Annotated in this window: 30 protein-coding genes; all 30 read left to right on the top strand. The window is 32.6% G+C overall.

The genetic code is table 11. From position 1 onward, the window contains the following. The first annotated feature begins 135 nt into the window (after window positions 1-135). The 30 genes from G9F70_RS15175 (at window position 136) to G9F70_RS15030 (ending at window position 22,282) form a co-directional block, all read left to right on the top strand. The gene (locus G9F70_RS15175) at window positions 136-2,205 is read left to right on the top strand and encodes a phage portal protein (protein ID WP_224617599.1); all 2,070 of its coding nucleotides are present in this window, start codon (window positions 136-138) and stop codon (window positions 2,203-2,205) included. A gap of 35 nt (window positions 2,206-2,240) precedes the next feature. Further along, window positions 2,241-2,519, top strand: coding sequence for a hypothetical protein (locus G9F70_RS15170; RefSeq protein WP_164943774.1), 279 nt, complete (start codon window positions 2,241-2,243; stop codon window positions 2,517-2,519). A 47-nt stretch (window positions 2,520-2,566) separates the two neighbouring features. Continuing rightward, window positions 2,567-3,451, top strand: a complete 885-nt coding sequence (locus tag G9F70_RS15165; RefSeq protein WP_164943773.1) for an HK97 family phage prohead protease — start codon at window positions 2,567-2,569, stop codon at window positions 3,449-3,451. A gap of 1 nt (window position 3,452) precedes the next feature. After that, window positions 3,453-4,568, top strand: a complete 1,116-nt coding sequence (locus tag G9F70_RS15160) for a phage major capsid protein (protein ID WP_164943772.1) — start codon at window positions 3,453-3,455, stop codon at window positions 4,566-4,568. A gap of 71 nt (window positions 4,569-4,639) precedes the next feature. Then, the gene (locus G9F70_RS15155) at window positions 4,640-4,780 is read left to right on the top strand and encodes a hypothetical protein (protein ID WP_164943771.1); all 141 of its coding nucleotides are present in this window, start codon (window positions 4,640-4,642) and stop codon (window positions 4,778-4,780) included. A 13-nt stretch (window positions 4,781-4,793) separates the two neighbouring features. Beyond that, on the top strand, window positions 4,794-4,985 hold the full coding sequence (locus tag G9F70_RS15150) for a hypothetical protein (protein WP_164943770.1): 192 nt from the start codon (window positions 4,794-4,796) through the stop codon (window positions 4,983-4,985). Between the two features lie 9 nt (window positions 4,986-4,994). After that, a complete protein-coding gene (locus tag G9F70_RS15145; RefSeq protein ID WP_164943769.1) occupies window positions 4,995-5,585 on the top strand; it encodes a phage head-tail connector protein in 591 nt (196 codons plus the stop codon). Further along, window positions 5,582-5,896, top strand: a complete 315-nt coding sequence (locus G9F70_RS15140; RefSeq protein WP_164943768.1) for a hypothetical protein — start codon at window positions 5,582-5,584, stop codon at window positions 5,894-5,896. Before G9F70_RS15145 ends, G9F70_RS15140 begins: the two co-directional genes overlap by 4 nt. Before the next feature lie 3 nt (window positions 5,897-5,899). Further along, window positions 5,900-6,334 (top strand): HK97 gp10 family phage protein, encoded by a 435-nt coding sequence (locus G9F70_RS15135; RefSeq protein ID WP_164943767.1) that lies wholly within the window; start codon window positions 5,900-5,902, stop codon window positions 6,332-6,334. A gap of 35 nt (window positions 6,335-6,369) precedes the next feature. Beyond that, window positions 6,370-6,822, top strand: coding sequence for a DUF6838 family protein (locus tag G9F70_RS15130; protein ID WP_164943766.1), 453 nt, complete (start codon window positions 6,370-6,372; stop codon window positions 6,820-6,822). Continuing rightward, on the top strand, window positions 6,809-7,873 hold the full coding sequence (locus G9F70_RS15125) for a phage tail sheath subtilisin-like domain-containing protein (RefSeq protein WP_164943765.1): 1,065 nt from the start codon (window positions 6,809-6,811) through the stop codon (window positions 7,871-7,873). Before G9F70_RS15130 ends, G9F70_RS15125 begins: the two co-directional genes overlap by 14 nt. Window positions 7,874-7,887: 14 nt before the next feature. Further along, window positions 7,888-8,328, top strand: coding sequence for a phage tail tube protein (locus G9F70_RS15120; RefSeq protein ID WP_224617598.1), 441 nt, complete (start codon window positions 7,888-7,890; stop codon window positions 8,326-8,328). Window positions 8,329-8,384: 56 nt separating this feature from the next. Next, window positions 8,385-8,792, top strand: coding sequence for a phage tail assembly chaperone (locus G9F70_RS15115; RefSeq protein WP_164943764.1), 408 nt, complete (start codon window positions 8,385-8,387; stop codon window positions 8,790-8,792). 221 nt (window positions 8,793-9,013) lie between these two features. After that, window positions 9,014-9,352, top strand: a complete 339-nt coding sequence (locus tag G9F70_RS15110; protein ID WP_164943763.1) for a hypothetical protein — start codon at window positions 9,014-9,016, stop codon at window positions 9,350-9,352. A gap of 36 nt (window positions 9,353-9,388) precedes the next feature. Beyond that, entirely contained in the window at window positions 9,389-11,767 is a 2,379-nt protein-coding gene (locus G9F70_RS15105; RefSeq protein WP_164943762.1) for a phage tail length tape measure family protein, read from the top strand. 13 nt (window positions 11,768-11,780) lie between these two features. Further along, window positions 11,781-12,410, top strand: coding sequence for a LysM peptidoglycan-binding domain-containing protein (locus G9F70_RS15100; RefSeq protein ID WP_164943761.1), 630 nt, complete (start codon window positions 11,781-11,783; stop codon window positions 12,408-12,410). Further along, window positions 12,407-13,396 (top strand): terminase, encoded by a 990-nt coding sequence (locus tag G9F70_RS15095; protein ID WP_164943760.1) that lies wholly within the window; start codon window positions 12,407-12,409, stop codon window positions 13,394-13,396. Before G9F70_RS15100 ends, G9F70_RS15095 begins: the two co-directional genes overlap by 4 nt. A 4-nt stretch (window positions 13,397-13,400) precedes the next feature. Beyond that, window positions 13,401-13,796 carry a DUF2577 domain-containing protein gene (locus tag G9F70_RS15090; RefSeq protein WP_164943759.1) on the top strand — a complete coding sequence of 132 codons (396 nt, stop codon included), beginning with the start codon at window positions 13,401-13,403 and terminating at the stop codon, window positions 13,794-13,796. Continuing rightward, entirely contained in the window at window positions 13,793-14,224 is a 432-nt protein-coding gene (locus G9F70_RS15085; RefSeq protein ID WP_164943758.1) for a DUF2634 domain-containing protein, read from the top strand. The genes G9F70_RS15090 and G9F70_RS15085 overlap by 4 nt, the downstream gene beginning before the upstream one ends. Continuing rightward, a complete protein-coding gene (locus tag G9F70_RS15080) occupies window positions 14,217-15,281 on the top strand; it encodes a baseplate J/gp47 family protein (RefSeq protein WP_164943757.1) in 1,065 nt (354 codons plus the stop codon). Before G9F70_RS15085 ends, G9F70_RS15080 begins: the two co-directional genes overlap by 8 nt. Window positions 15,282-15,284: 3 nt before the next feature. Then, the gene (locus tag G9F70_RS15075; RefSeq protein WP_187352950.1) at window positions 15,285-16,484 is read left to right on the top strand and encodes a hypothetical protein; all 1,200 of its coding nucleotides are present in this window, start codon (window positions 15,285-15,287) and stop codon (window positions 16,482-16,484) included. Between the two features lie 3 nt (window positions 16,485-16,487). Next, window positions 16,488-17,093, top strand: coding sequence for a YmfQ family protein (locus G9F70_RS15070; RefSeq protein ID WP_164943756.1), 606 nt, complete (start codon window positions 16,488-16,490; stop codon window positions 17,091-17,093). Window positions 17,094-17,104: 11 nt separating this feature from the next. Further along, window positions 17,105-18,271: a hypothetical protein gene (locus G9F70_RS15065; RefSeq protein WP_164943755.1), complete on the top strand. Its 1,167-nt coding sequence runs from the start codon at window positions 17,105-17,107 to the stop codon at window positions 18,269-18,271. A gap of 44 nt (window positions 18,272-18,315) precedes the next feature. Further along, on the top strand, window positions 18,316-18,600 hold the full coding sequence (locus G9F70_RS15060; protein ID WP_164943754.1) for a hypothetical protein: 285 nt from the start codon (window positions 18,316-18,318) through the stop codon (window positions 18,598-18,600). Next, window positions 18,600-18,764: a hypothetical protein gene (locus G9F70_RS15055; protein WP_164943753.1), complete on the top strand. Its 165-nt coding sequence runs from the start codon at window positions 18,600-18,602 to the stop codon at window positions 18,762-18,764. Before G9F70_RS15060 ends, G9F70_RS15055 begins: the two co-directional genes overlap by 1 nt. 254 nt (window positions 18,765-19,018) lie before the next feature. Then, on the top strand, window positions 19,019-19,357 hold the full coding sequence (locus G9F70_RS15050; protein ID WP_164943752.1) for a hypothetical protein: 339 nt from the start codon (window positions 19,019-19,021) through the stop codon (window positions 19,355-19,357). A 53-nt stretch (window positions 19,358-19,410) separates the two neighbouring features. Then, window positions 19,411-19,665: a hemolysin XhlA family protein gene (locus G9F70_RS15045; protein ID WP_164943751.1), complete on the top strand. Its 255-nt coding sequence runs from the start codon at window positions 19,411-19,413 to the stop codon at window positions 19,663-19,665. A 16-nt stretch (window positions 19,666-19,681) separates the two neighbouring features. Then, a complete protein-coding gene (locus G9F70_RS15040; protein ID WP_164943750.1) occupies window positions 19,682-20,434 on the top strand; it encodes a peptidoglycan recognition family protein in 753 nt (250 codons plus the stop codon). A gap of 64 nt (window positions 20,435-20,498) precedes the next feature. Then, window positions 20,499-20,963, top strand: a complete 465-nt coding sequence (locus tag G9F70_RS15035; RefSeq protein ID WP_164943749.1) for a hypothetical protein — start codon at window positions 20,499-20,501, stop codon at window positions 20,961-20,963. 260 nt (window positions 20,964-21,223) lie between these two features. Continuing rightward, window positions 21,224-22,282 carry a hypothetical protein gene (locus G9F70_RS15030; RefSeq protein WP_164943748.1) on the top strand — a complete coding sequence of 353 codons (1,059 nt, stop codon included), beginning with the start codon at window positions 21,224-21,226 and terminating at the stop codon, window positions 22,280-22,282. The last annotated feature ends 24 nt before the right edge of the window (window positions 22,283-22,306 follow it).

Raw genomic sequence — 22,306 nt, 5'->3', positions numbered from 1 at the left:
GAGGATTTGATGAGAAAAGCAATACCGAATGATATCAGAAAGTATCTAAGTTCTTACTTGATAATATTCAAGAAATAGAAAAAGAAAGTAGAGATTAAAGACATAGAGATATGCCTTATTTTTATGTCCTAAAAGGTGGTGAGAAAAATAGGATTCTTTAATTTTAGAAAAACAGTAGTTAAAGTAGTGAATACTGCTAAAAGAAAAATGTTCGACGGATACTATTCCCAGCAATCACGGATGGCGCCAGATATGAATACGTCGGATTTTCTTCGTTCGTATGGTCAAATTGGTTGGTTATTTGCGGCGGTAAACCGTATAAGTCAAAATATAGGTTCAAGTGAATGGAAGTCCTTTAAAGGTGAGGAAGTACAACAAGATAGCTTAGCATTGAATGTACTTAAGCATCCAAATAGATTCATGAGTCAGTATCAATTGCTTTGGAAAAGTTCTGCCTACTTAGAGTTAACAGGTAAATGCTTTTGGTATATTGCTAAAGATGGCATTGGCAGGCCTAAAGAAATATGGTGTCTTAATCCTTTGGATGTATGGGTTATACCTGATAAAGATAATTTTATAAAAGGCTATTTATATAAAGCTGGAGCTGTTGAAATTCCACTAAGTGTTGACGAAGTTATTTTCATTAACTTACCGGATTTATTAAATCCATATGGAGGTAAGGGCCCTGCTCAAGCAGCTGCCAATAACTTGGAAATTGATAAATATACATCAACATATATTAAAAACTTTTTTTATAATGATGCAAGGCCAGGTGGTATAGTAAATTTTCCAGATATTGACCCTGATGAATATGACAGAGCGGTAGAGCAATATAAGGATAAGCACCGAGGTGTGGAAAATAGTGGTGAAATACTATTTACTAAAGGTGGAGCAGTAACATTTACACCTATTAATATTAATATTAAAGAGCTTGATATATCTAATCTCAAAGATAATACAAGAGATGGTATTCTAGGGGCATTTGGAGTTCCTAAGAGTATTGTTGGTATAACTGATGATGTTAATAGGTCAACTGCCGAGGCTGCTGAATATACTTTCGCAATGCATACAATCAAACCATTGCTTCATTTATTTCAAGATGTTTTAAATAATGAGTTTGTACCAATGTTTGGCGAAGATGGCGAATTGAAGTTTACTGATCCAGTTCCAAAGAATAAAGATTTTGTTAAGGCTGTAGTGGATACTCAAACAGATAAATCTATTACTAAAAATGAAGCAAGAGATATATTAAATAAACTTATGGGATGGAACCTACCACATATTGCTGGTGGAGATGTGATTTATCAAGCTATTAGTATGCAGCCATTAGGGACTGCATTACCATCATTATCACAATCGAAACCTCCAGAGGTTAAACCTGAAGAGAGTATCGATGAATCAACTAAAGGTGCTAAAAAAAAAATTGATATAAAACGTAAAAGCAAATTTCAAAATTTAGATAAAGAAGCTTACTGGAAATCATTTATCAACAAAACTGATAAGTGGGAAAAAGAATTAAGCCCTATTTGGAAAGCAATATTCCAACATCAAAGTGAACAAGTTATATTAAACATAAAGAATAATAAATCTTTGAAGGTATTGAATCAAGATGATCTATTAAAGTTTCTGTTAAGCAAAGGTGAAACGGAATATATGGCAAATAAAATATTTCCAATACTTAAGAAGCTTATTGAAGATAAAGGTAACGAGATTATGGATGACTTAGATGTTAGCGTATCTTTTGACTTGCATAACCCTATGGTAACTGAATATCTTGAAGAATATTGTGGTAAACAAATTACAAATATCAATGCCACTACTGAAGCATCGATAAGAGCACAATTAAAAGCTGGTGAGCTTGATGGCGAAAGTATTCCAAAACTTTGTGATAGAATAGGAAAATATTTTGATGACACTGAGCAATATAGGATTGAAAGAATAGCTAGAACTGAAGTTATAGGAGCATCCAATAATGCTGCACTTATGGGATATAAACAAAGTGGAGTAGTAGACAAAAAACAATGGCTTACAGCATTGGATGAGCGAACTAGACCTTGGCATTCAGAAGCCGACGGACAAATTGTAGGTGTAGATGAAAAATTTATTATTGATGGAGAAGAAATGGATTGTCCTGGTGATGGTGGAGCTTCCCCTGAAAATGTAGTTAATTGTAGATGTACTTTAATTGCAAACTTTGATAATTAGGGAGAAAATAAAAAAAAGAAAGCAGGGATTAAATAATGAATATGAATTGTATAAATTTAAATGAGATCTCAGATGCTAAGTTAATTGAAAAGCAAACTAAGGTAGTTTCACAGATAGATTATAAATTAAAAAACTTATTTAATGCAAGAATGGTTAATATGCCAGAAACAGTTCGTTTAGATACTGATGAACAGGTTTCAGCTAGTATAAATGAGCTTTTAGACATTAGAAAGCAATGTGTTGAATTAAGTACCTTTGGACAGATAAATTCAGATATTTTAGATACATACAAAATAGATTATAAAGCTGATTAAGGCATAGAAATATGTCTTATTTTTATGCCCTAGGAGGAGGTGGAACATTGAAAAATAAAATATTACCAATGAATTGGCAAGTTAAAGTCATTGATAAAGCCAACAGAATTATTGAGATGATAGGTAGTGATGAAAGCTTTGATAGGGTTGGAGATAAAATGTTGATGACTGGAGCTGACCTAAGTAATTATAAAAAGAACCCAGTAATAATAGCTAATCATAATTATGGATATACAGAAAAGCCATCCGTTATTGGTAGGGCACTAGATGTTAACATAGTCGGGTCTAAGATGGTATTCAAAGTACAATTTGCTGAAACAGATAATGGCAAAGAGTGGTTTTACTTATACTCAAATAAATATATGAATGCTAGTTCAATTGGATTTATACCTAAAGAATATAAACCTAACGACCAAGGAGGCTATGATTTCATTAAGTGGGAACTCCTCGAATTAAGCATGGTAGCTGTTCCTTGTAATCCTAATGCAGTCCAAAGAGCTTATGAAGATAAAAAAATCTCCAAGGCTCTTTTTGATTTAATTAATAAAAATGAAAGTGAGGTAGAAAGTATGACAAGTAAAGAAGTTGAAGCACTAATATCTAAGGCGGTAGATGACAAAGTAAAAGGTATAGAGACAAAACACACAGATGAAATGGCATTAAAGGTTAAAGAAGTTGAGGATCTTAATGTAACAATTAAGGACCTTGAAGCACAGGTTGAAGCTAAGACAGGGGCATCACTTAGCAAAGCAACAATGGCAAGCCTTGTAAAGGCATGTGAAGGCATTACAGGACATGTGAAAAGTATTGCTGAAATGTGCAAAGCAGATAATTCTTCACCTGATGAGGATGAAGCTAAAGACTATACACCAGAAGAAATAGAAACCCTAGTCCAAGCAAATATCGAAAAAATGATGAAGGAGGCAAAATAATATGCCAAAATTAACTGATAAAGAATTAGCAGCTGTAATAGCTGGAACAACTGAGGCTGTACTAAAGGAAAAAGGATTCACAAAGGTGTTAAATAAACTTAAATTTAATGATAAAGAACCTGATGAAATGAGCAAGGAGGAAAAAACACTTAAATATTTTGTAGCAAAGATGGATAATAACAGGGCTGAAATTGCTAAATATTGTGGTGGTATTGTAAAAGATTTAAGTGGAGGTACTGCAGGTAGTGGTTTAGAATTACTTCCAACGGAGTTCCAAACAGATATTATAGATAAAGTTACAGCTGATCCTGTTGCTTTAAGAAATAAATGTACTATAATTCCTGTAACGTTTAGAGGCGGAACATGGCCAGTAGGTGTTACCGGAGTAAACCTTACCTGGGAGAATAGTGATACTAATCCACTCACTCCAACAACTCCAACATTTACATCTCTAAGTTACAGCGTAATCAGACTTGATGGATACACTGCAATGGCAAGAGATTTGCTTTCAGATTCACCGGTTAATCTTTATGGCTACTTAGTTAAACAATACGCTAAGGCATTTGTTAAGGCTGAAAATCTTGCGATTATGGTAGGTACTGGAACTAATCAACCACAAGGAATAATTAATGCAACAGGACTTAAAACTGTAGCATGCATAAATGCAGCAACCACAAATGTTTTAACTGCTGACGATATGGTAGCTTTACCATTTTCAATTGATATAAATTGGAGAGATGGCGGTTGTTATTACATGAATACTAGTGCTATAAGACAAGCTAAATTATTTAAAGATTTGCAAGGTAGATATTTATGGGTAAATGGAGATATGTTAGCAGGAAAACCAGCAACATTTAATGGCTATCCTGTTCAAGAGTTTTCAGCAATATTCCCTGAGAATCTTACTGTAAATGCAAAAACTACATGCTCTGAGATGGTATTCGGAAACTTAGAATATTTCTACTTATTTGATAAAACGGAGATGGGTAGCGAGCTTAATACTGCCAGCGACCAAGCTTTTAAAAACCATGAAGTTCTTTGTAAGATGTGGGAACGCTTGGACGGTAAGGCGGCCATAGGCCAAGCTTTTGCATTGTTAACAGGCTTCTTAAAATAAGATAATAGAATACTTAAAGAATGATAAAAAACATCTTAATATAAGGTGTTTTTATTTTTAAAGGAGCTAATATGAAAATTAAAATATTAACTTTTATTACACGACAAGAGGTTGGTGCGTTAACAGATCTAAAGCAAGGCGATATAATTAATATAGATGAAACAGTCGCAGAAAAATTAATAAAGGCTGGAAAAGCCGAATTTCAATTTTAAGGAGGATTTTTAAATGGCAAAAACAATTAAATTTATAAAACCAATGGATGGTGGGTATAGAGAAGGTGATGCTGCAACATTTGAAGATGTTGTAGCAGAAAGAGTTATAGCTGCGGGTTATGGAGAAGAAATAGCCTTAGAGGATACAAAAGTTATAGTTGAAAAGAAAAATGCAAAGATAGATGACCTAAACGCTGGGAAGTAGGTGGTATAAATGCCATTAACAACTATTAAAAAGTGTAAAAATTATTTAGGACCTTCTTATATAGATACTGAAGATGATTTCTTAAATGATTTAATTGAGAATGTTCAAGCGACTATAGAAAACTATTGCCATAGACATTTTGATATTGATACCTATACTGGAGAACAGCACAATGTAAATCATAAAATATTTATAAAAGAAACTCCTATTATATCCGTATCAAATATAGTTAGACTTGATGGCAGTATAGTAAATACTGTGCCTGGAAGTAATGACATGAGTAATTATAGGATATTCCCAGGCTATGTTGAGTTGCTTGACTATAAATATATGACTATGGGGAATAGGCTTAAGTATGTTAATTCGGAGGAATCTTATGTTGAAATAACCTATACTGCAGGGTTTAAAACTCCTCCTGCTGATTTAAATTTAGCAGCGACTAAGCTAGTTGTTCTGGAATATAAAGAAAGTAGAGAAAACAGATTAGGTGTAGAACAGGAATCTGAGGGAGACGTGAAATATACTTACTCGAAAAAAGATGTGCAAATGCCTTTAAACATTAGTGCTATATTGGATCGTTATAAGAGGGTATCACTATGAGACATGACGATAGCTGCTCAATTACTAGAACTACTACTAAAAAAGACCCTATAACTCATATAGCTAGTTCGTCTGAAACTGATTTATTGCCTTTTGATTGTAGACTAGGACGCGCAAATGGAAGTATAGCGCAAGGGCAACCACAATCTACATTTACACAAACTTTAAAGTTATATATCACTAATATAAACGCAGATATAAAGTATGGTGATATAGCTACAGTAAGCGGGATTAAGTACACTGTAGGTAATGTATATAAACCTAATAAGCATCATATTGAAGCCGAAATTTTATATAAAGGGGAGGCCTAATGTATGGATGAATTTAAAATAGAAGGTCTAGAGGAGTCTCAAAAAATATTAGAAGATATAATAAATAAATTTCCAGAAGAAAAACAAAAAGAACTATTAAAATTAGGCTTAATGTTAGAATCTGAAATTAAGCCTTTAGTACCAGTAGACCAAGGTAGGCTTAGAGCTTCAATAAATTCTCAAGTAATAGGCTCCGATAGAGTAGAAACTGGTACAGATGTTGATTATGCTCAAGCTATAAATGATGGCCATGTTCAGCATCAAAGATTTCTTCCAGCTCAATACATGAAAAATTGTCCAAATGATAAAGGAGTAATGCTTAGTGAAAAATTCATAGAAGGAAAACATTTTATGGAAGACGGATTCCAAAGTCTCCAACCTAAAGCAGAAGTTGAGTTGGAAAAATGGATTCAAGGGATACTAGATAAAGCTAATTAAGAGAATGAAATATTTAGTAGGTGATAGTTATGTTAATGGACATTATTAATAGCATTAGTACGTTAATAGCAAAAAAAAGTGAAGCAACAATATATATACAGAACATTGGAGAGGGTTTTGACAGACCGTCTTTTTTTATTTCTCATATAAATAGTGGAACCGATGATTTGAATAGAGCTGTAATAAACAATAACATATTTATTCAAATTGTTTATTTTGCACCTTGGGATAATTATGAAAATGTTAACGCAGAAAATCAATATAATACTTATGACATTTTGATGAGTATTTTTAAAAAAGGATACTTTAAAGTTGGGGATAGAGCTGTTAAGATAGCTCAACTTACAGGTGGACCAAGAGGCGCTGAAATTTATTTAACACTAAACTTAAATATTACAGAGCAAAAGCAAGATGATGTAATCGAATCTCCAATGGCTAATGAAGTTTTATTAAATTTAAAAGGAGGTTTATCTGATGGGATTGCCTAATATACAAATAATTTTCAAACAAGCTGGAATTACAGCAGTTGCAAGAGGTAAGAGAGGTATAGCGGCATTAATTTTAAAAGATGCAACAAATAATGGCTTACTTGTTTTATACTCAGTTAAAGATATTCCAAGTACTTTAAGTACCTATAATAAGGACCAGTTAACTAAAGCGTGGCTTGGTGGCACAAATTCACCGCTAAAAGTAATAGCCTATATAGAACCAGTTGCAGCAACAAATTACACAGAGGCTATGGGGGTATTGGAATCCACTAAGTGGAATTACTTAGCTATACCAGGGATTACTAGCGCAGATAACCCAATTATTGCTACTTGGATAAAAGGATTGAAAGATAATATGGATATAAGAATCAAGGTGGTTCTTCCAAATTACCCTGGGGACCATGAATGTGTAATTAATTTTGATACTGATGATATAGTCGTGGGTACAAAAACTTATTCTTCTGCTGATTATTGCGCAAGAATAGCTGGATTGTTGGCTGGAACGCCTTTAAATATGTCAGCTACGTATGAAGTATTATCAGAGGTTACAGATGTACCTCATTTGTCTATAACAGCGTTTAATGATGCAATAGATGCGGGTAAGCTTGTTTTAATTAATGATGGTGAGAAAGTTAAAGTGGCTAGAGCTGTTAATTCACTTGTAACCACTACACCAGCTAAAGGAACTGACTATAAAAAGATTAAACTGGTAGATATTATGGATCAAATTCATGATGATTTAAAGAAAACTACAGCAGATAGTTATACTGGTAAACTACCTAATAATTATGATAATAAATGTATTTTAATAATAGCTTATAGTGCATATTTTGAAGGATTAGAAAATGATTCATTACTTGATAAAGGTATGTCTAGTATTGGAATTGACATAGAAGCGCAGAGCAATTTCTTAAAAGCACAAGGTATTGATATTTCGGAGTGGAAAAAGCAAGCTATAAAATCAGCGAATACATCTGACAAGGTATTCATATCTGGAAATGTAAAAATAGTTGATGCTATGGAAGATTTCAACTTAAATATAGGAATTTAAAGGAGGCGTAACATATGGATGGCATTATGGATGCAAAAAATATAATTAATGGTACCTGGGGACAAATATGGATAGACGGAGATAAAGTATCAGAAGCTTATGGACTTCAAGCTAAAGTTACTGTGCAAAAGACGGCAGTAAATATATGTGGCAAACTTGCAGAAGATACTAAAACTACGGGTATACAATGCAAGGGGACATTAAAGCTTCACAAGGTATCTTCAAGGATGATAAACAAAATTAGTGATAATATAAAACGCGGGAAAGAAACAGTATGCACATTAATGTCTGCTCTTGCTGACCCAGATGCTTATGGTGCTGAAAGGCTTTGTATTAAAGACGCAAAGTTTGATGAACTTACATTAGCTGATTGGGAGGCTAAAAAGAATGGTGAAGAATCTGTTCCTTTCACATTCACTGATTGGGAATACTTAGATAAAATAACACCACAATAACAATGGAAGCTTAGGCTTTTTTTATTTTTAAAATTAATTATTAGGAGGAATTTTATATGAATATTGTAGAAAAATTATTAAAATTAGATGCTGCTAGTATTACAGTACCAACTCAAGATGTTAAAATAGAGAGATTAAGTATGCTAACTGGTGAGGATGTTAATTTTACTTGTAATGCAATAAGTTTAGATGCTTATAATGACGTACAAAGCAATTCAGTAAGCTTAGATAAAAAAGGAAATATAAAAGGTTATAATACTGGTGGTATGCAATTAGAATTAGTTTTAGCCGGAGTTCCTGAATTAAAATCAAAAGAACTCATGGATCATTTCAATTCACCTACTCCTGAAGAATTGATTAAAAAAATACTACTCCCAGGAGATGTATCAAACTTAGCAAAAGTGATATCCCAACTTTCAGGTATAGAGGCTGTTGAAGATGCTAATGAAAAAATAAAAAACTAATAGAGGAAAATGGTGAGGTGCAATTAATGTATTATGCTTTTAAATTACATAATATATCCCCATCTATTTTCCATAATTATGGCACTGGTGAAAGGATAATCATCAGTGCTTTTATTTCAAAAGAGATTGATGAGATGAATAAAAAAGAATAATTATTATAACATATTTTCCTTTAGATGGTGTATGATGTAACAAATAGCTTTTAAAGGGGATATATAGTTATGAATAAAAAGACACGAAATCAAGTAGCTTCAGAAACCATTGGAATAGGAGCACTTGCACAAATAAGCAGAAATAAAAAGATAAATGATATTGGTGGAGTATTTGGAATATGTGGTCTGATAATATTAATAGGTGAATTAATAAAGTTCCCTATCAAATGGTTGATTGTTAAACCTTTCATGTTTACGGCCAAGATTTTCTGGATAGGTTTTAAGTACATGGTTACAGTAGGCGCTGCATTAAGCTTAGCTCTATGTCAGTATGCTTATAAATGTATTATAAGATTAATTAAATTCTCAAAAGCTAAATATAACAACTCAAGAGTTACTGAAAAGTAGCTCTTTTTTATTTAGAAATCAAAAGGAAGTGAGTAAGTGACAATGCAATTAAGCGCAATTATGAACCTCACTGGTAATTTTGCAGCACAAATACAAAAAAATGCTGAGCTAATGAAAGGTATAAAAGGGCAAGCGGACCAAGCTGGTAGTTCAATAAAAAATGCCTTTTCTGTTCCAGCAATTGGACAAAAAATGGCGAGTGGACTTGCTCTTACAAGAGATGCATTAGGTGCTGCTGGCATTGCTAGTGCTGGGTTTTTGAAAACATGCGTTGATGGAGCTACAAAGGCACAAAAAACAAATGCAGATTTAGCACAAACAATAAAGTCGACTGGAGGAGCTGCTGGTTTAACTGCTGCACAGGTTTCCGCTATGGCAACAAGCTTTAGCAAGACAACAACATTTGGTGCTGGTGCAATAAAAACAGGGCAAAATATGCTCCTCACATTTACTAATATCGGTAAGAATGTATTTCCTATGGCAACGCAAGCTATGTTAGATTTATCTCAAAAGATGGGCGGGGATCCTGTAAGTGCTTCACTTCAACTGGGTAAAGCTTTGAATGATCCAACGAAAGGAATCACTGCACTTACTAGAGTTGGTATTACTTTTACTGAACAACAGAAAAAACAAATACAAACTATGCAAGCAACCGGGAATATGGCTGGAGCACAAAAGCTTATACTTGGCGAGCTAAACAAAGAGTTTGGAGGTCAAGCAGCAGCCGCGGCTAAAACCTATGATGGGCAAATGAAACAGCTAGGAAATACTATTGGAGGAATAAAAGGCGCAATAGGGTCGGCATTACTTCCTTATTTGCAGGGAATAGCTGAAAAACTTAATACTGGAGCTCAGTCGGTGTCTAAATTTGTTGGTGAACATAAAAAATTAGTGGCGACTGTATTATCTATGACAGCAATTTTTGGAACACTTATCGGTGGTGTCGGATTATTTTCAAAAGTTGCAGGATTTTTAGGACCTGCTGTTACTGGAATTGCCGGGCTTATAGGAGGCCTCTCATTGCCCATATTACTTGTTATAGGCGCGATTGCTGCTTTAGTTTTAGCATACACAAAAAACTTTGGTGGACTTAAAATATCTATTGATAAAATAATAGGTGGAATATCATCTGCATTTAAAATGGCAACAGCACAATTTAAAAAAACTGGTGATGCTATAGGCGCTATTGGGGTGTTCATAACAAATGTGTTTGGTAATAAAGTAAGCAATACCGTAACTACTACATTAACAAATATAAAAACAATTGTCATGAATGTAATAAGCACTATAAAAGCACATATGCCAGAAATCAAAGTTGTAGTTCAATCTGTATTTCAAGGCATTGCGACTGTTTGGAATAGCATTTTAAAGCCTGTTTTAAAATTATTAATGTCAGGAATAGGTGATGTTATATCATGGGTAATAGCTCATTTTCCACAGATTCAGAAGGTTATTGCAACGGTATTTCAAGGGGTTATGAATCTATGGAATAGCATTCTAAAGCCTGTTTTGAAATTCATTATCACAGAACTATCAAAAGTAGTTCAATGGGTGGTGACAAACTGGCCACTTATAAAACAAACAATAGCAACTGTTTTAAATGGAGTTATGAATGTTGTTAAAAGCGTATTAACTTTTATTCAAGCATTTTGGAACACATGGGGCCAAACTATTATGGATTATGTAACAGTTGTATGGAATAACATTAAAATTGCTATCGAAACTGTTATACATGTAATACAAGATGTGATTAAAGCGATTATGCAAGCTATTAATGGAGACTGGAAAGGTGCATGGGCTAGCGTAATTGATGCAGTTAAAACTATTTTCGGCGGAGTTGGGGCTATTATAAGTAATATACTAAATGGTATAGGTAAGATTTTTGTAGACATTGCTAAAGTTGCAATTGGTTGGGGAAAAGATATGATAGATGGAATAATATCTGGAATTAAAGGAGCTATTGGTGGAGTTGTGGACGCAGCAAAAGACGTAGGCAAGGCTATATGGGAACATCTTCATTTCTCCGTACCGGAAAAAGGTCCATTAACGGACTACATGTCATGGATGCCTGATTTTATGGGTGGACTTTCACATGGAATTACAAGCAATATCCCACTAATTCAATCTGCAATTAGTAAAGTAACATCTACTATGAATATGACTAAACCCATAAAGATTAGCACTCAACAAGTTATAGAACCTATTAAAAATGTATCTTTAGGGATTAAAACAAACTTAAAAGATACATCTTCAGGTGGTACAACAAAAACAGCTACTGCAGTAGAAAAAGGAAAGGCATCTATAATCATTTCTAAGCTTGCTGATCAAATAATTATAAGGGAAGATGCAGATATAGATAAGTTAGCTAATGCTCTATTATTAAAACTAAATGCAGCTGCTATAAATATGCCTTAAAGGAGGTACCAAAATGGAATTTTGGCTATCACAAGATAATGAAAAATTACAACTCCCTGTACCTCCTCCAAACTACGCAATAAAAAGGGCTTTAAATAATAGCACTTTAACTGTTGAAGGTATAGGAGAAGTTAGCTTTATTGGAAAACCTAAACTTGCAGAAATACCTATAATACAAACTTTTTTTCCAAATCAAATATATACATTTTGTCAGTATAATGATTTCCCTCCGCCAGCTGAATGTATATCTTTAATTGAAAAATGGATACTAAGTGGAAAACCAATAAGGTATATGGTAAACAATGTAATAAATATAGAATGCAGTATAGAAAATTTTGAATATGGGGAGCAAGATGGAACTAATGATGTATATTTTAGTTTGGGATTAAAAGAATATAAAAGAATAATCTTGGAAACTACATCAGCAGTTGCTACTACTCCTACCATTGCTAAAACAACAACAGCAGCAGTGCAAAGGAATACAAAAACTGTAGCGAAAACCTATAAGGTAAAGGCTGGAGATACTTTATTAGCAATAGCAAAAAAACAATATGGTGATAGTTCAAAATATACTGTTATAGTATCAAAAAATAAGATTAAAAATCCTAACTTAATTAAAGTGGGGCAGGTGCTTCTCCTATGATTAAACTTTATAGCCTTTATAAAGGTGTAACTACAGACATAACGAATGTAGTAAAGACAATAAGTAATTCAGGGGATAAATCACAAGTTGCAAGAAAAATAGATGTTTCTTTAGCCTACCCTATATGGGATAGAAACCAACCACAAACACAAATAGGACCAGGCACAAAAATTTGGATGCTAAAAGATGGAAAAGAAATTTTCAGAGGTGTTGCATGGGACAGAAGTTTAAAATCCTCTTCAGAGGAATTAACTTTTTTAGCATATGATTATTTGATATATCTTGCAAAGTCTAAAGTAACCTTTAATTTTAAAAACATTACACCAGAAGATGCTACAAGCAAGATATGTAGTGAACTTGGAATAACTGTAGGAACATTAGCTAGAACTGGAATTAAGATAAATGCACTTATAGCTCAAAAGAGTGGCTATGAAGCAATAATGCAAGTGTATACTCAAGCAAGTAAAAATAATAATAAAAAATATGTACCTGTTATGGATGGACTCAAATTAAATGTAATAGAACAAGGTAAAGTAATTATTGATTATACATTAACAACACAATTGAATGGCATTGGTAATAACATTGGTAGTGTAGATTACCACGATACATTAGATAATATGATTAATAGAGTAAAAGTATATGATGATAAAAATGTATATTTAGGTGGAGTAAGCAATCAAACTAGTATTGACGATAATGGATTAATTCAAGACAATTATACTAAAGAAGCAGATAAAAACTATGCCACAGTCGCTAAAGGAATGCTACATGGCATAGATCAAATACCAACTATTAATGACATTATAGGTAATTGGGAGTGTAGAACTGGTTACGCAGTAAAAAGCAAAATATTTTATCTTGATATATTGAAAAATGCGGTACTGTATATAGAAGGAGATACTCATACTTGGGAAGTAGGAACCGGTAAATACACTATGAGTTTAAATTTAAGTTTCAAAAATACAATGGATAGTAAGGAGTAATTGAATGAAAAACCCATACAGCGGAATTGTAAACCATATGCGGGAGCAGGGAGCTAAATATAATCCTCCTGCTATTCAAATAGGTATAGTTATATCTAATGATCCATTAACTATTAAAGTAGGAGATTTACAAATTAGTAAAGATAATTTATTGATTGCAGATTATTTATTAAAAGATTATAAAATGGAAATCAATATGCCTTCAACAGAGGGAACTGGAATTATGAGTTCTACAATCGTTGGAGATCATGGCAACCATACGCATACAATAAATAAACTAGGAATTACAAAGGGTACTATTAATTTGAGGATTGGACTTATAAAAGATGATGAGGTAATTGTATTTGCGACAAAAGATGAACAAAAATATATTATTTTAGCAAGAGTGGTGAGTTTATGAGTATATTTCCAGTAGAAACCGTTAATAAAATAATAGATTCTACTGCCACAGATACAAGTGAATTACCACTTTTAAAAACATATGCTTGGGATTATGTTAATAATGATTTTTCATTAACAAATGGTAAAAATACTCTAGTTACAGGAGTTGAAGCAGTAAAGGTTTGGGCATGGAAAGCACTTCAAACTCCACGTTATAGATATTTAGCTTATAGTTGGAATTACGGAAATGAATTTGATGATCTAATTAGTCAGGGACTATCGCCCGAAGCATTAAAAACTGAATTAGAAAGATATCTTAAAGAAGCGTTATTAGTAAATCCATATATTGAAAGTCTAAAGGACATTTCTATTTGTATTGAAGGTAGTAAAGTAAGTGCAAACTTTACAATTGTTACTATCTATGGGGAGGCGGGCTTGAGTGTATAGCGAATTAAATACTGAAGATATTGTTAAGAGTAGAATGTTTAGAAATGTACCCTCTGATGTAGATAAATCAGAGGGTAGTTTGATTTATGATGCTATTTCTCCTGTAAGCCAGGAGGTAGTATCTTCCTATATTAATATGGATGAAATACTTAATATGGTTTTTGCTCAAAGTGCTGCTGAAAATGGCTATTCAAAACAATTGCAACTAAGATGTGCTGAATTTGGAGTTATACAAAAAAACGGTTCTTCTAGTACAGGACAAGTAACATTCTCAGGTACAGAAACAACGCCTATTCCTATAGGCTCCATAATACAGACAACTGGAGCATTACAATTTGAAACAATAGCATATGGGGTTATAACCAATGGAGTGGCTATTGTAAATATAAAGGCTGTAAGCATTGGTTCAGCTTATAATGTTCCAACAAATACAATTATTCAAATCCCGGCAGCCATTAGTGGTATTACTGGAGTAAGTAATACCACTAATACCAGTGGAGGAACAAATGTTGAAACGGATTTAGCATTGCTTGAAAGGTTATTATTACAGGTTCAAACTCCTTCTACAAGTGGCAATTCGGCTCATTATGTTCAATGGGCGTTACAAGTAGACGGAATAGGGTTGGCACGAGCATTCCCTTTATGGAATGGTAATGGAACTGTAAAGGTAGTTATCGTAGATAGCAATAAAAAATGTGCCAATACAGATTTAATTAACAAAGTTAGTGCACACATAGAAGAAAATAGACCTATTGGGGCAACAGTTAGCGTTGTAAGTGCTGTAGAAAAACAAATAAATGTAATTGCTAAAGTCACACTTGCTAGTGGCTATAATATATCTAATATTCAAGAAGAATTTTTAAAAATACTAGATATTTACTTAAAAGATATTGCTTTTGCAGATACTTATCTAAGTTATGCAAAGCTAGGGAATATATTTCTCAATACTCCAGGGGTGTTAGACTATTCAGACTTAAAAGTAAACAATGAAATATCTAACATTGGATTGAAAGATGAAGAAATACCAATAATTGGTACTGTAGAATTGGGGGTGTGATAATTGTACCCAGAAAATGTAGATAAATTTACAGAAAAGCTTAATAAACTTGAAAACAATACTTATGTAATCGAGGAAAAAGTAACTCTTGCAAATGGAATATATGAAGGTGAATTGGAACATGACAATGTGAGTTTACCTTCTATTTCTGTTTATGCTGGGAGTAAATTGACTGGAGATAAAATAGAAAACTTTATCTTATCTACTCCATCAAAATCCCCTTGGAAAAATGAAATTAAGATATTTTCCAATATTGATAAAGTATATATAACTTATCAAACTCAAGGAGATACAGTAGAGGCAGAGGACATAAATAAGGTACAGGAAAGTATTGTTAATACTCAAACTGATGCAATAAGTTATAAATCTAGCAACAATTTAGAGGTAGGCAATTTAAAAGTCAGAGCTACAAATTTAGAAAATAATAAATCAGAAAAAACTTATGTAGATACTGAATTAAATAAAAGATATTTAAAAGAACAAGTATTTACTAGAGAAGAAGTTCTACAAAAAATAAAAGATGTGATAGGAGTTGCCCCTGATGCATTAGATACTCTACAAGAAATAGCAAAATCACTTAATAATGATGCTGATTTTGCAGGAACTATTACTAAAGAATTAGCAACCAAGGTAGATAAAGTAGCGGGTAAACAACTAAGTACCGAGGATTATTCGACAATAGAAAAACAAAAACTTGCAGGCATAGAGCAGGAATCAAATAAATATATTCATCCTTCTTCACATTCGGCAGATATGGTAGTAGAAAATGAGAATAGAAGATTTGCAAGTGACATAGAAAAACAAGTGTGGGGCAATAAAGAAACTCATGAAGGTGCTCAAAGTAAAGCTAATACTGCTCTCAAAACAGCTAAAGAATATGCAGACACGATGGATATAAAGCATGCTAGTGAGTTTGCTTCTGCTACTAATATTAATACAACTGGCGAAACAAAATTGGGTGCTGTGGATGCTTCACAGTTTTATACTACCCATATGTCTTCTAATCAAGTGGGGGTTTACTTAAGTGGCAACACTTTAAATATTCCATTCAAAACAAGTGATGGGACATTAAGAACAGTGAGTATAGATAGTACTAAACCAATTGCTGCAGCTAATGATGTACCAACAAAATTATCGCAGTTACAAAATGATGCCAACTATCTTAAAAAAGGGGTTATATGGAATGACCTAAAGGGGGTGTAAGCTATGTATGGTGCTATAAAATATGGTGCAAATAAATATGCTTTCGATACCGATATAATAGATGAACAAATAAAACCGTATATTCCAGATTTGATAAAATATTTACCACCTTATTGTAGGGCCTCAAAAATAATGATGAATGTTCAAAATGCAAATGCTCTTGAAATTGGACTGCTTAATTATAATGTTAATGATTTACTTAACCAATTTTTTATAGATACAGCCACATGGGGGCTTAATCTATGGGAAAGAGACTATAGAATATCTACAGATTTAAATAAAAGTTATGAGGAAAGAAGAGAAATATTAAAGGCTAAAAAGAGAGGATCTGGAACGGCTACTAAAAAAATGATTAAAAATGTAGCACAAGCTTTTAGTGGTGGAGAGGTTTATATAATAGAAAACTCCTACGACTACAGTTTTATAGTACAGTTTATTGGTATAAAGGGTATTCCAAAAAATATGAATGGTTTAATAGACATGATAGAAACTATTAAGCCAGCACATTTGGGATACTCTTTTAAATATACCTATACAGTTTGGAATTTTTTAAGCAAATTAACATGGCAAAATAATAAAACATGGAATGATTTGAAAGTTTATGAATAGAGGTGATACTTATGAAAACAACAGCGAATTATGGACTTAAGAAACCAGAAGGAACTGATGTTGTTAATATTGAAGATTTAAATTATAATGCTGATGTTGTTGATGCTGAACTAGCTAAAATGGCATTGAAAGCAGAAGTTACTGCAGCACAAACAGCAGCACAATCATATGCTGATTCAAAGATAGCTGCTTTAGTTAATTCCTCACCAGCAACAATGGATACTTTGAAAGAATTAGCAGATGCTTTAGGTAATGATGCAAACTATGCAGCCACAACTGCTGCACTTATTGGAACAAAAGAAACGCCAGCAGGAGCACAAGCTAAAGTAAATATAGTTGCTGGTGCAGGAAGAACTACAGAAACAGTGAAAGGTAATGCAGATGCAATAGCTGCTAATGCTGCATTATTTGCTTCACAATTGGTGGAAAATGTTAAACAAATAGGAAATATAAATGACCCAACATTAGATTCAACCCTAAAGGGCAAATCCCTTACAGAAATAGCAAAAGTACTTTTTACAAATGCCGATAACGGTCAAAAAGCAGTAGCAAATTCGCTAATTGCTAAAGGTGTTTCAGCAGTGATTACTGATACATTTACGGTATTGGCAAGTAAGATAAATGCAATCACCTTTGATGCTTCAAAACTATTAACAGGCAACACTGTTATGGCTATAGCAGGAACAATGCCCAATAATGGCTCGCCTTCTATTACGCTTACAACAAATGGCGCAACTAAAGTAATACCCGCGGGGTATAGTCCTGGGGGAACTGTAGTAGCAAACATAGATAATTTAGTACCCAGTAATATCATAGCACCGCAGGTAGTTGGCGGCGTAACTGGTATAGCTATTAACGGGGCAGGGCTAAAAAAGTATGCCAGTGGCACTATGACCAGCCAAACTAACGGTAATGTTACTGTTAGTGGCTTAGACTTTACACCTGCCACTATAGTAATAACTTCCGCCTTAGAGTGGATTATGTATTCTGCTAGCGGTGTGCCTTTTGAGTGGAACAATAAAGCGGGCCTTGTAGTTTGGGCACAAAATATTGCACCTGCTACCTCTAGCGCCGCATGTTTTAGTTTGGATGAATTAGGTCAATATGTAAGGTCTACAGGTTTTAGTATATTCACAGGCTATCCTAAAAAAATGTTTACATGGGAAGCCTGGAGCTAAATTCAATATGAGTCATGGGAATAAATTAAATTGGAGGTAATAAAATGGAAATAGGGAAAAGAATAATATTTGATAAATTAACAGGTAAAGTTTTAAATGATACATTTGAAGAAATGAGCGGAAGCCTACAAGAAGGTTTAAGACCTTTAGAAATTGATTATTTAGATTTACCCTTTGGAGATATAACACTCAAAGAGGTATTATCTTATCATATAGACATTATTACTAAATCCATTGTGGTGGATAGTAAAGCAGAACATGTCCAAACCGAAGCGGAAAAAATAGTGCAATTAGAAACTAAATTATTAGAAAGCGAAGGTGTATTATAATGGTAGTAATAAAACAGTATTTGGTAGATATTTTGGCTAAAAAAATAAGCACACAAGAGATGAATTTTAAAACCAATGAACCTTTCAGAACAGAGGATATTTTAATAGCGGAATATAAAACTGCTACAGAAAATGCTTTATTAGCTTTAGCAGAAGTTGTTTAGTTTCTGAGTAATAATAGGAAAATATGACGACGTATTAATAACTCAAGAAACCATATAAAATAAAGTTTTTAAACAGACTAAAATTAAGGCAATAGACATGACTTTAAATAGTCTTTTTTTATTGCCTTTTTCTAAATATTAGAAAAATATCCCGACACAACTTAATAAAATTATAAGGCAAAATGGAGGACTTTTAGAAGTCTTTCTTTATTGCCTTTTTTAATAAAAAAATAGAAATAGGAGGAATATATAAAATGAAAAATTTAGTAAACATTGATGACCAAGTAAAAATTAATATGCCAGGTACTGTAGGGGATGAGGCTATAGTAGAAGTAAATAGTATGCAAAAATGGCCAGATGGAGTAGTCCATTATATTGGAAAATATCATAAAGAATGTCCAAATGGTGGAGAAGGTTATGATGATTCTGTTCAATTTGTAGATGGTGAATATATAGTATTGCCTAAGGAAAGTAATTTAGCAACTACAATAAGTCTTGCAAACTCAGATAAACTTATAAATCTTATAAATGATATTACCTATAAATTAAATGAGCTAAAGACCTTTCAGATAGAAATTAAAACTGAAAAATAATTTATGAGGCACCTGAGAGGGTGTCTTTTTAATATAAAAAATGGAGGTGCATCATGAATGATGACGTATGTGTAGAAAGACATAAGAGGATTGATGAAAGATTAGATAACCACGACATTAGATTAAACAAACATTCAGAAAGGATTGATAAATTAGAGCAACATCAATCAGAATTTAAAGTAGAAATAAAAAATTTATGTGAAAACATAAAAAATCTAACAAGCACAATGAAATGGTTTATGGGAATTTGGGTAACAAGTTTACTTGGGTTCTTTTTTTATGCAATTCAACAAAATATATTTAAATAGAGGAGGAAAAGTAATTATGAATATAATAGAAACGAGCTTCAAATGGAATGGTAATTTAACTTATAATAATGTACCAAAAATGATAGTATTGCACCATCTAGAAGCTAAAAGTGCTGAAGTTACTGATATACATTCTTGGCATATTGGAAATGGGTGGACAGGGATAGGCTATCATTATTATGTAAAAAAGGATGGAAGAATATTTAGAGGTAGACCAGAGAAAGCACAAGGCTCACATTGTCCAGGAGCCAATAGATGTAGTATTGCAATTTGTGCTGAGGGTGATTTCATGACGGAAACAATGAATAATGTACAGAAACAGACAATAGTTAATTTATGTAAAGATATTTGCAAAAGATATGAATTTAAAGATATTAAAGGACATAAAGATGTTCCATATTCTACTGATTGCCCAGGTATTAATTATCCATTAAGTGAGATTAAGAAGTTAGTAAATTCAAGTAATATATCCCCTTCTGCTCTACAAAAAAAATCTAGATATTGCGAATCATGGCAGATTTTTTATAATAAGATTACAGGCACAAAAGCCAAAATTAGTGAAGATGGATTCTACGGTACATCAACACAAAAGTCGTTGGATTTTCTTCTCACATATATTGATAAAGGGAAAAAATATAAGTATTGTTATGAGTTCCAGTGTTGGTTTAATAAAATTACAGAGACAAGACTACCAATTACTACAGATGGTAAGTGGGGTTCAAATACAGAAAAAGCTTTTAATACTATTAATGAATTGGTTAAAGCATAAATAAAGCAGAAAAATCGTTTCAGCTCAACATTTAAAATAATAAAAATTAAGGAGAGTGTATTAAATGCAAAATTTTACAACAATATTATATCCAATACTATTAACAATTTTAACAGGGTTTCTAGGCTATTTAGGTAAAGAGGTAGTAAAGCTAGTGCCTAAGTTAGTCGACTTTATAGTAGCCAAAATAGGGATCACAAACTATACAAAAAGCAAACTTGTAGCTTTAGATGTTTGGAACATAGTTGAAGAGCATTTTAGATTAAATGAAATTATTGGAAATACAGTTCAAGCTAAAATAAAGATGTTTACTGCTCTTGTAAGACTAAAGATACCTGGGATAACAGATGAGCAAATAGAAAATTTAAGACAATCAGTTGCGGGAGAATTTAATAAGAATAAACCTTTAATTGTAAAAGCTATAGAGGATCCAGTAATCATAGCAGCACCCATCTTAAAGTATTTTGCTTTAGATGGAGTTACAGAACTGCAACCAGTAACCATAATAGATCCAGTAGTAACACAATAATTTAAAAGCCTGAGGTTAGAGAAATCTAGCTTCAGGCTTAATTTTTTATTTTTAATGTATTATTAGTATTATAAAACAAAATATAGATAAATACACAATTATTGAGTAAAAAAGCTATTTATGAGATTTGATTAATTTGACTATATGATGTAAAATTTTAAAGGAAAGTAAAAATAGTTATTATTAGGTAGCAATATAATTGTATTATTTAATGATTTTCTTGAAAGTATAGGAGCTTACTTTATGGATGGGGGAGAAATATGAATACAAAAGACATATTAACATACTCTGATTTTTTTAATTTAACCAAGAATGAATTAGACAAGATAGGAAAAGAATGTGATATTATATTAACAGAAGACATAGTTAAACAAGATTATTATTATCAAATTAGAAATATCTTGTTTAGTAACAATGTAACAGAGAAATTAATACTTAACAGAGTGTTAGCGGGTAGGACATCTATAAAATGGTTTAAATTTAAAATTAAAGATGAAGTTGAAAAACAGAAAATTATAAATAAATTGCAATCAGAGGAAAATTGCTATGATGATATCTTAGAGATCGATACAAATAATTTGCGAACAGTTAGAAGGTATACATGCATCAAGACTGATGAAGAAAGATATTTGATGAGAGTTTATGTTCCAGCAGGAACAAAAACAGTAAATGATGGGCGCAGCATAAAAAAATTTACAACAGTCAATAATATAGTTATAATAATTGATATAGGAAGAAACTTTATTGAAGTAAGATCAAATAGTAAGGATGCAAAAAAAATAGCAGACATTGTTTGTGAAAAACTAGGTATAGAGATGTATGACGGAGCTAGAATATTAAATAAATACCATAATTCCATTGAGGAGCTTAGGGACTCGCTCTTCAATGGTAAATTCATTGATACAACATCGGTTCCAGATGAAAACATAGCGCTTACAAAAAATGATAGCGAGGCACTTGCAAATGTTTTGATGGCACTAGATGAATACTTCATTAATAAGGACATGTTAGCGTTAAGCGATCAATTGAGTACATTAAATATAGATTCTGATGGAGTACCTTTCACACAATTATTCCTTGCAGGGATGTCAAAAATAGGTATGACAGTAAGGCCGGATGCAGAAGAAGATTTGTCATTTCAATCTTTGTATGCTGTTTTGAAATCCTATATTACTAATCATAAAGGATTTATTACTTTCTCTACACCAGAAGATGGACTAACCCACACTATACAAATAGGAATAACAACTAATAGTATTTCTTTTACATCTTCTGTTACAGAAGATGTTATAAATTATATAAGAGAAAAAATACTATAAACAGTTTTTGAGAGGAGGCTTTTA

This window comes from Clostridium sp. FP1 (assembly GCF_011065975.2).
Lineage (GTDB): Bacteria > Bacillota > Clostridia > Clostridiales > Clostridiaceae > Clostridium_AD > Clostridium_AD tagluense.
Note: the sequence above shows the minus strand (reverse complement) of the source record. Positions and strands in the feature narration are given on the sequence as shown.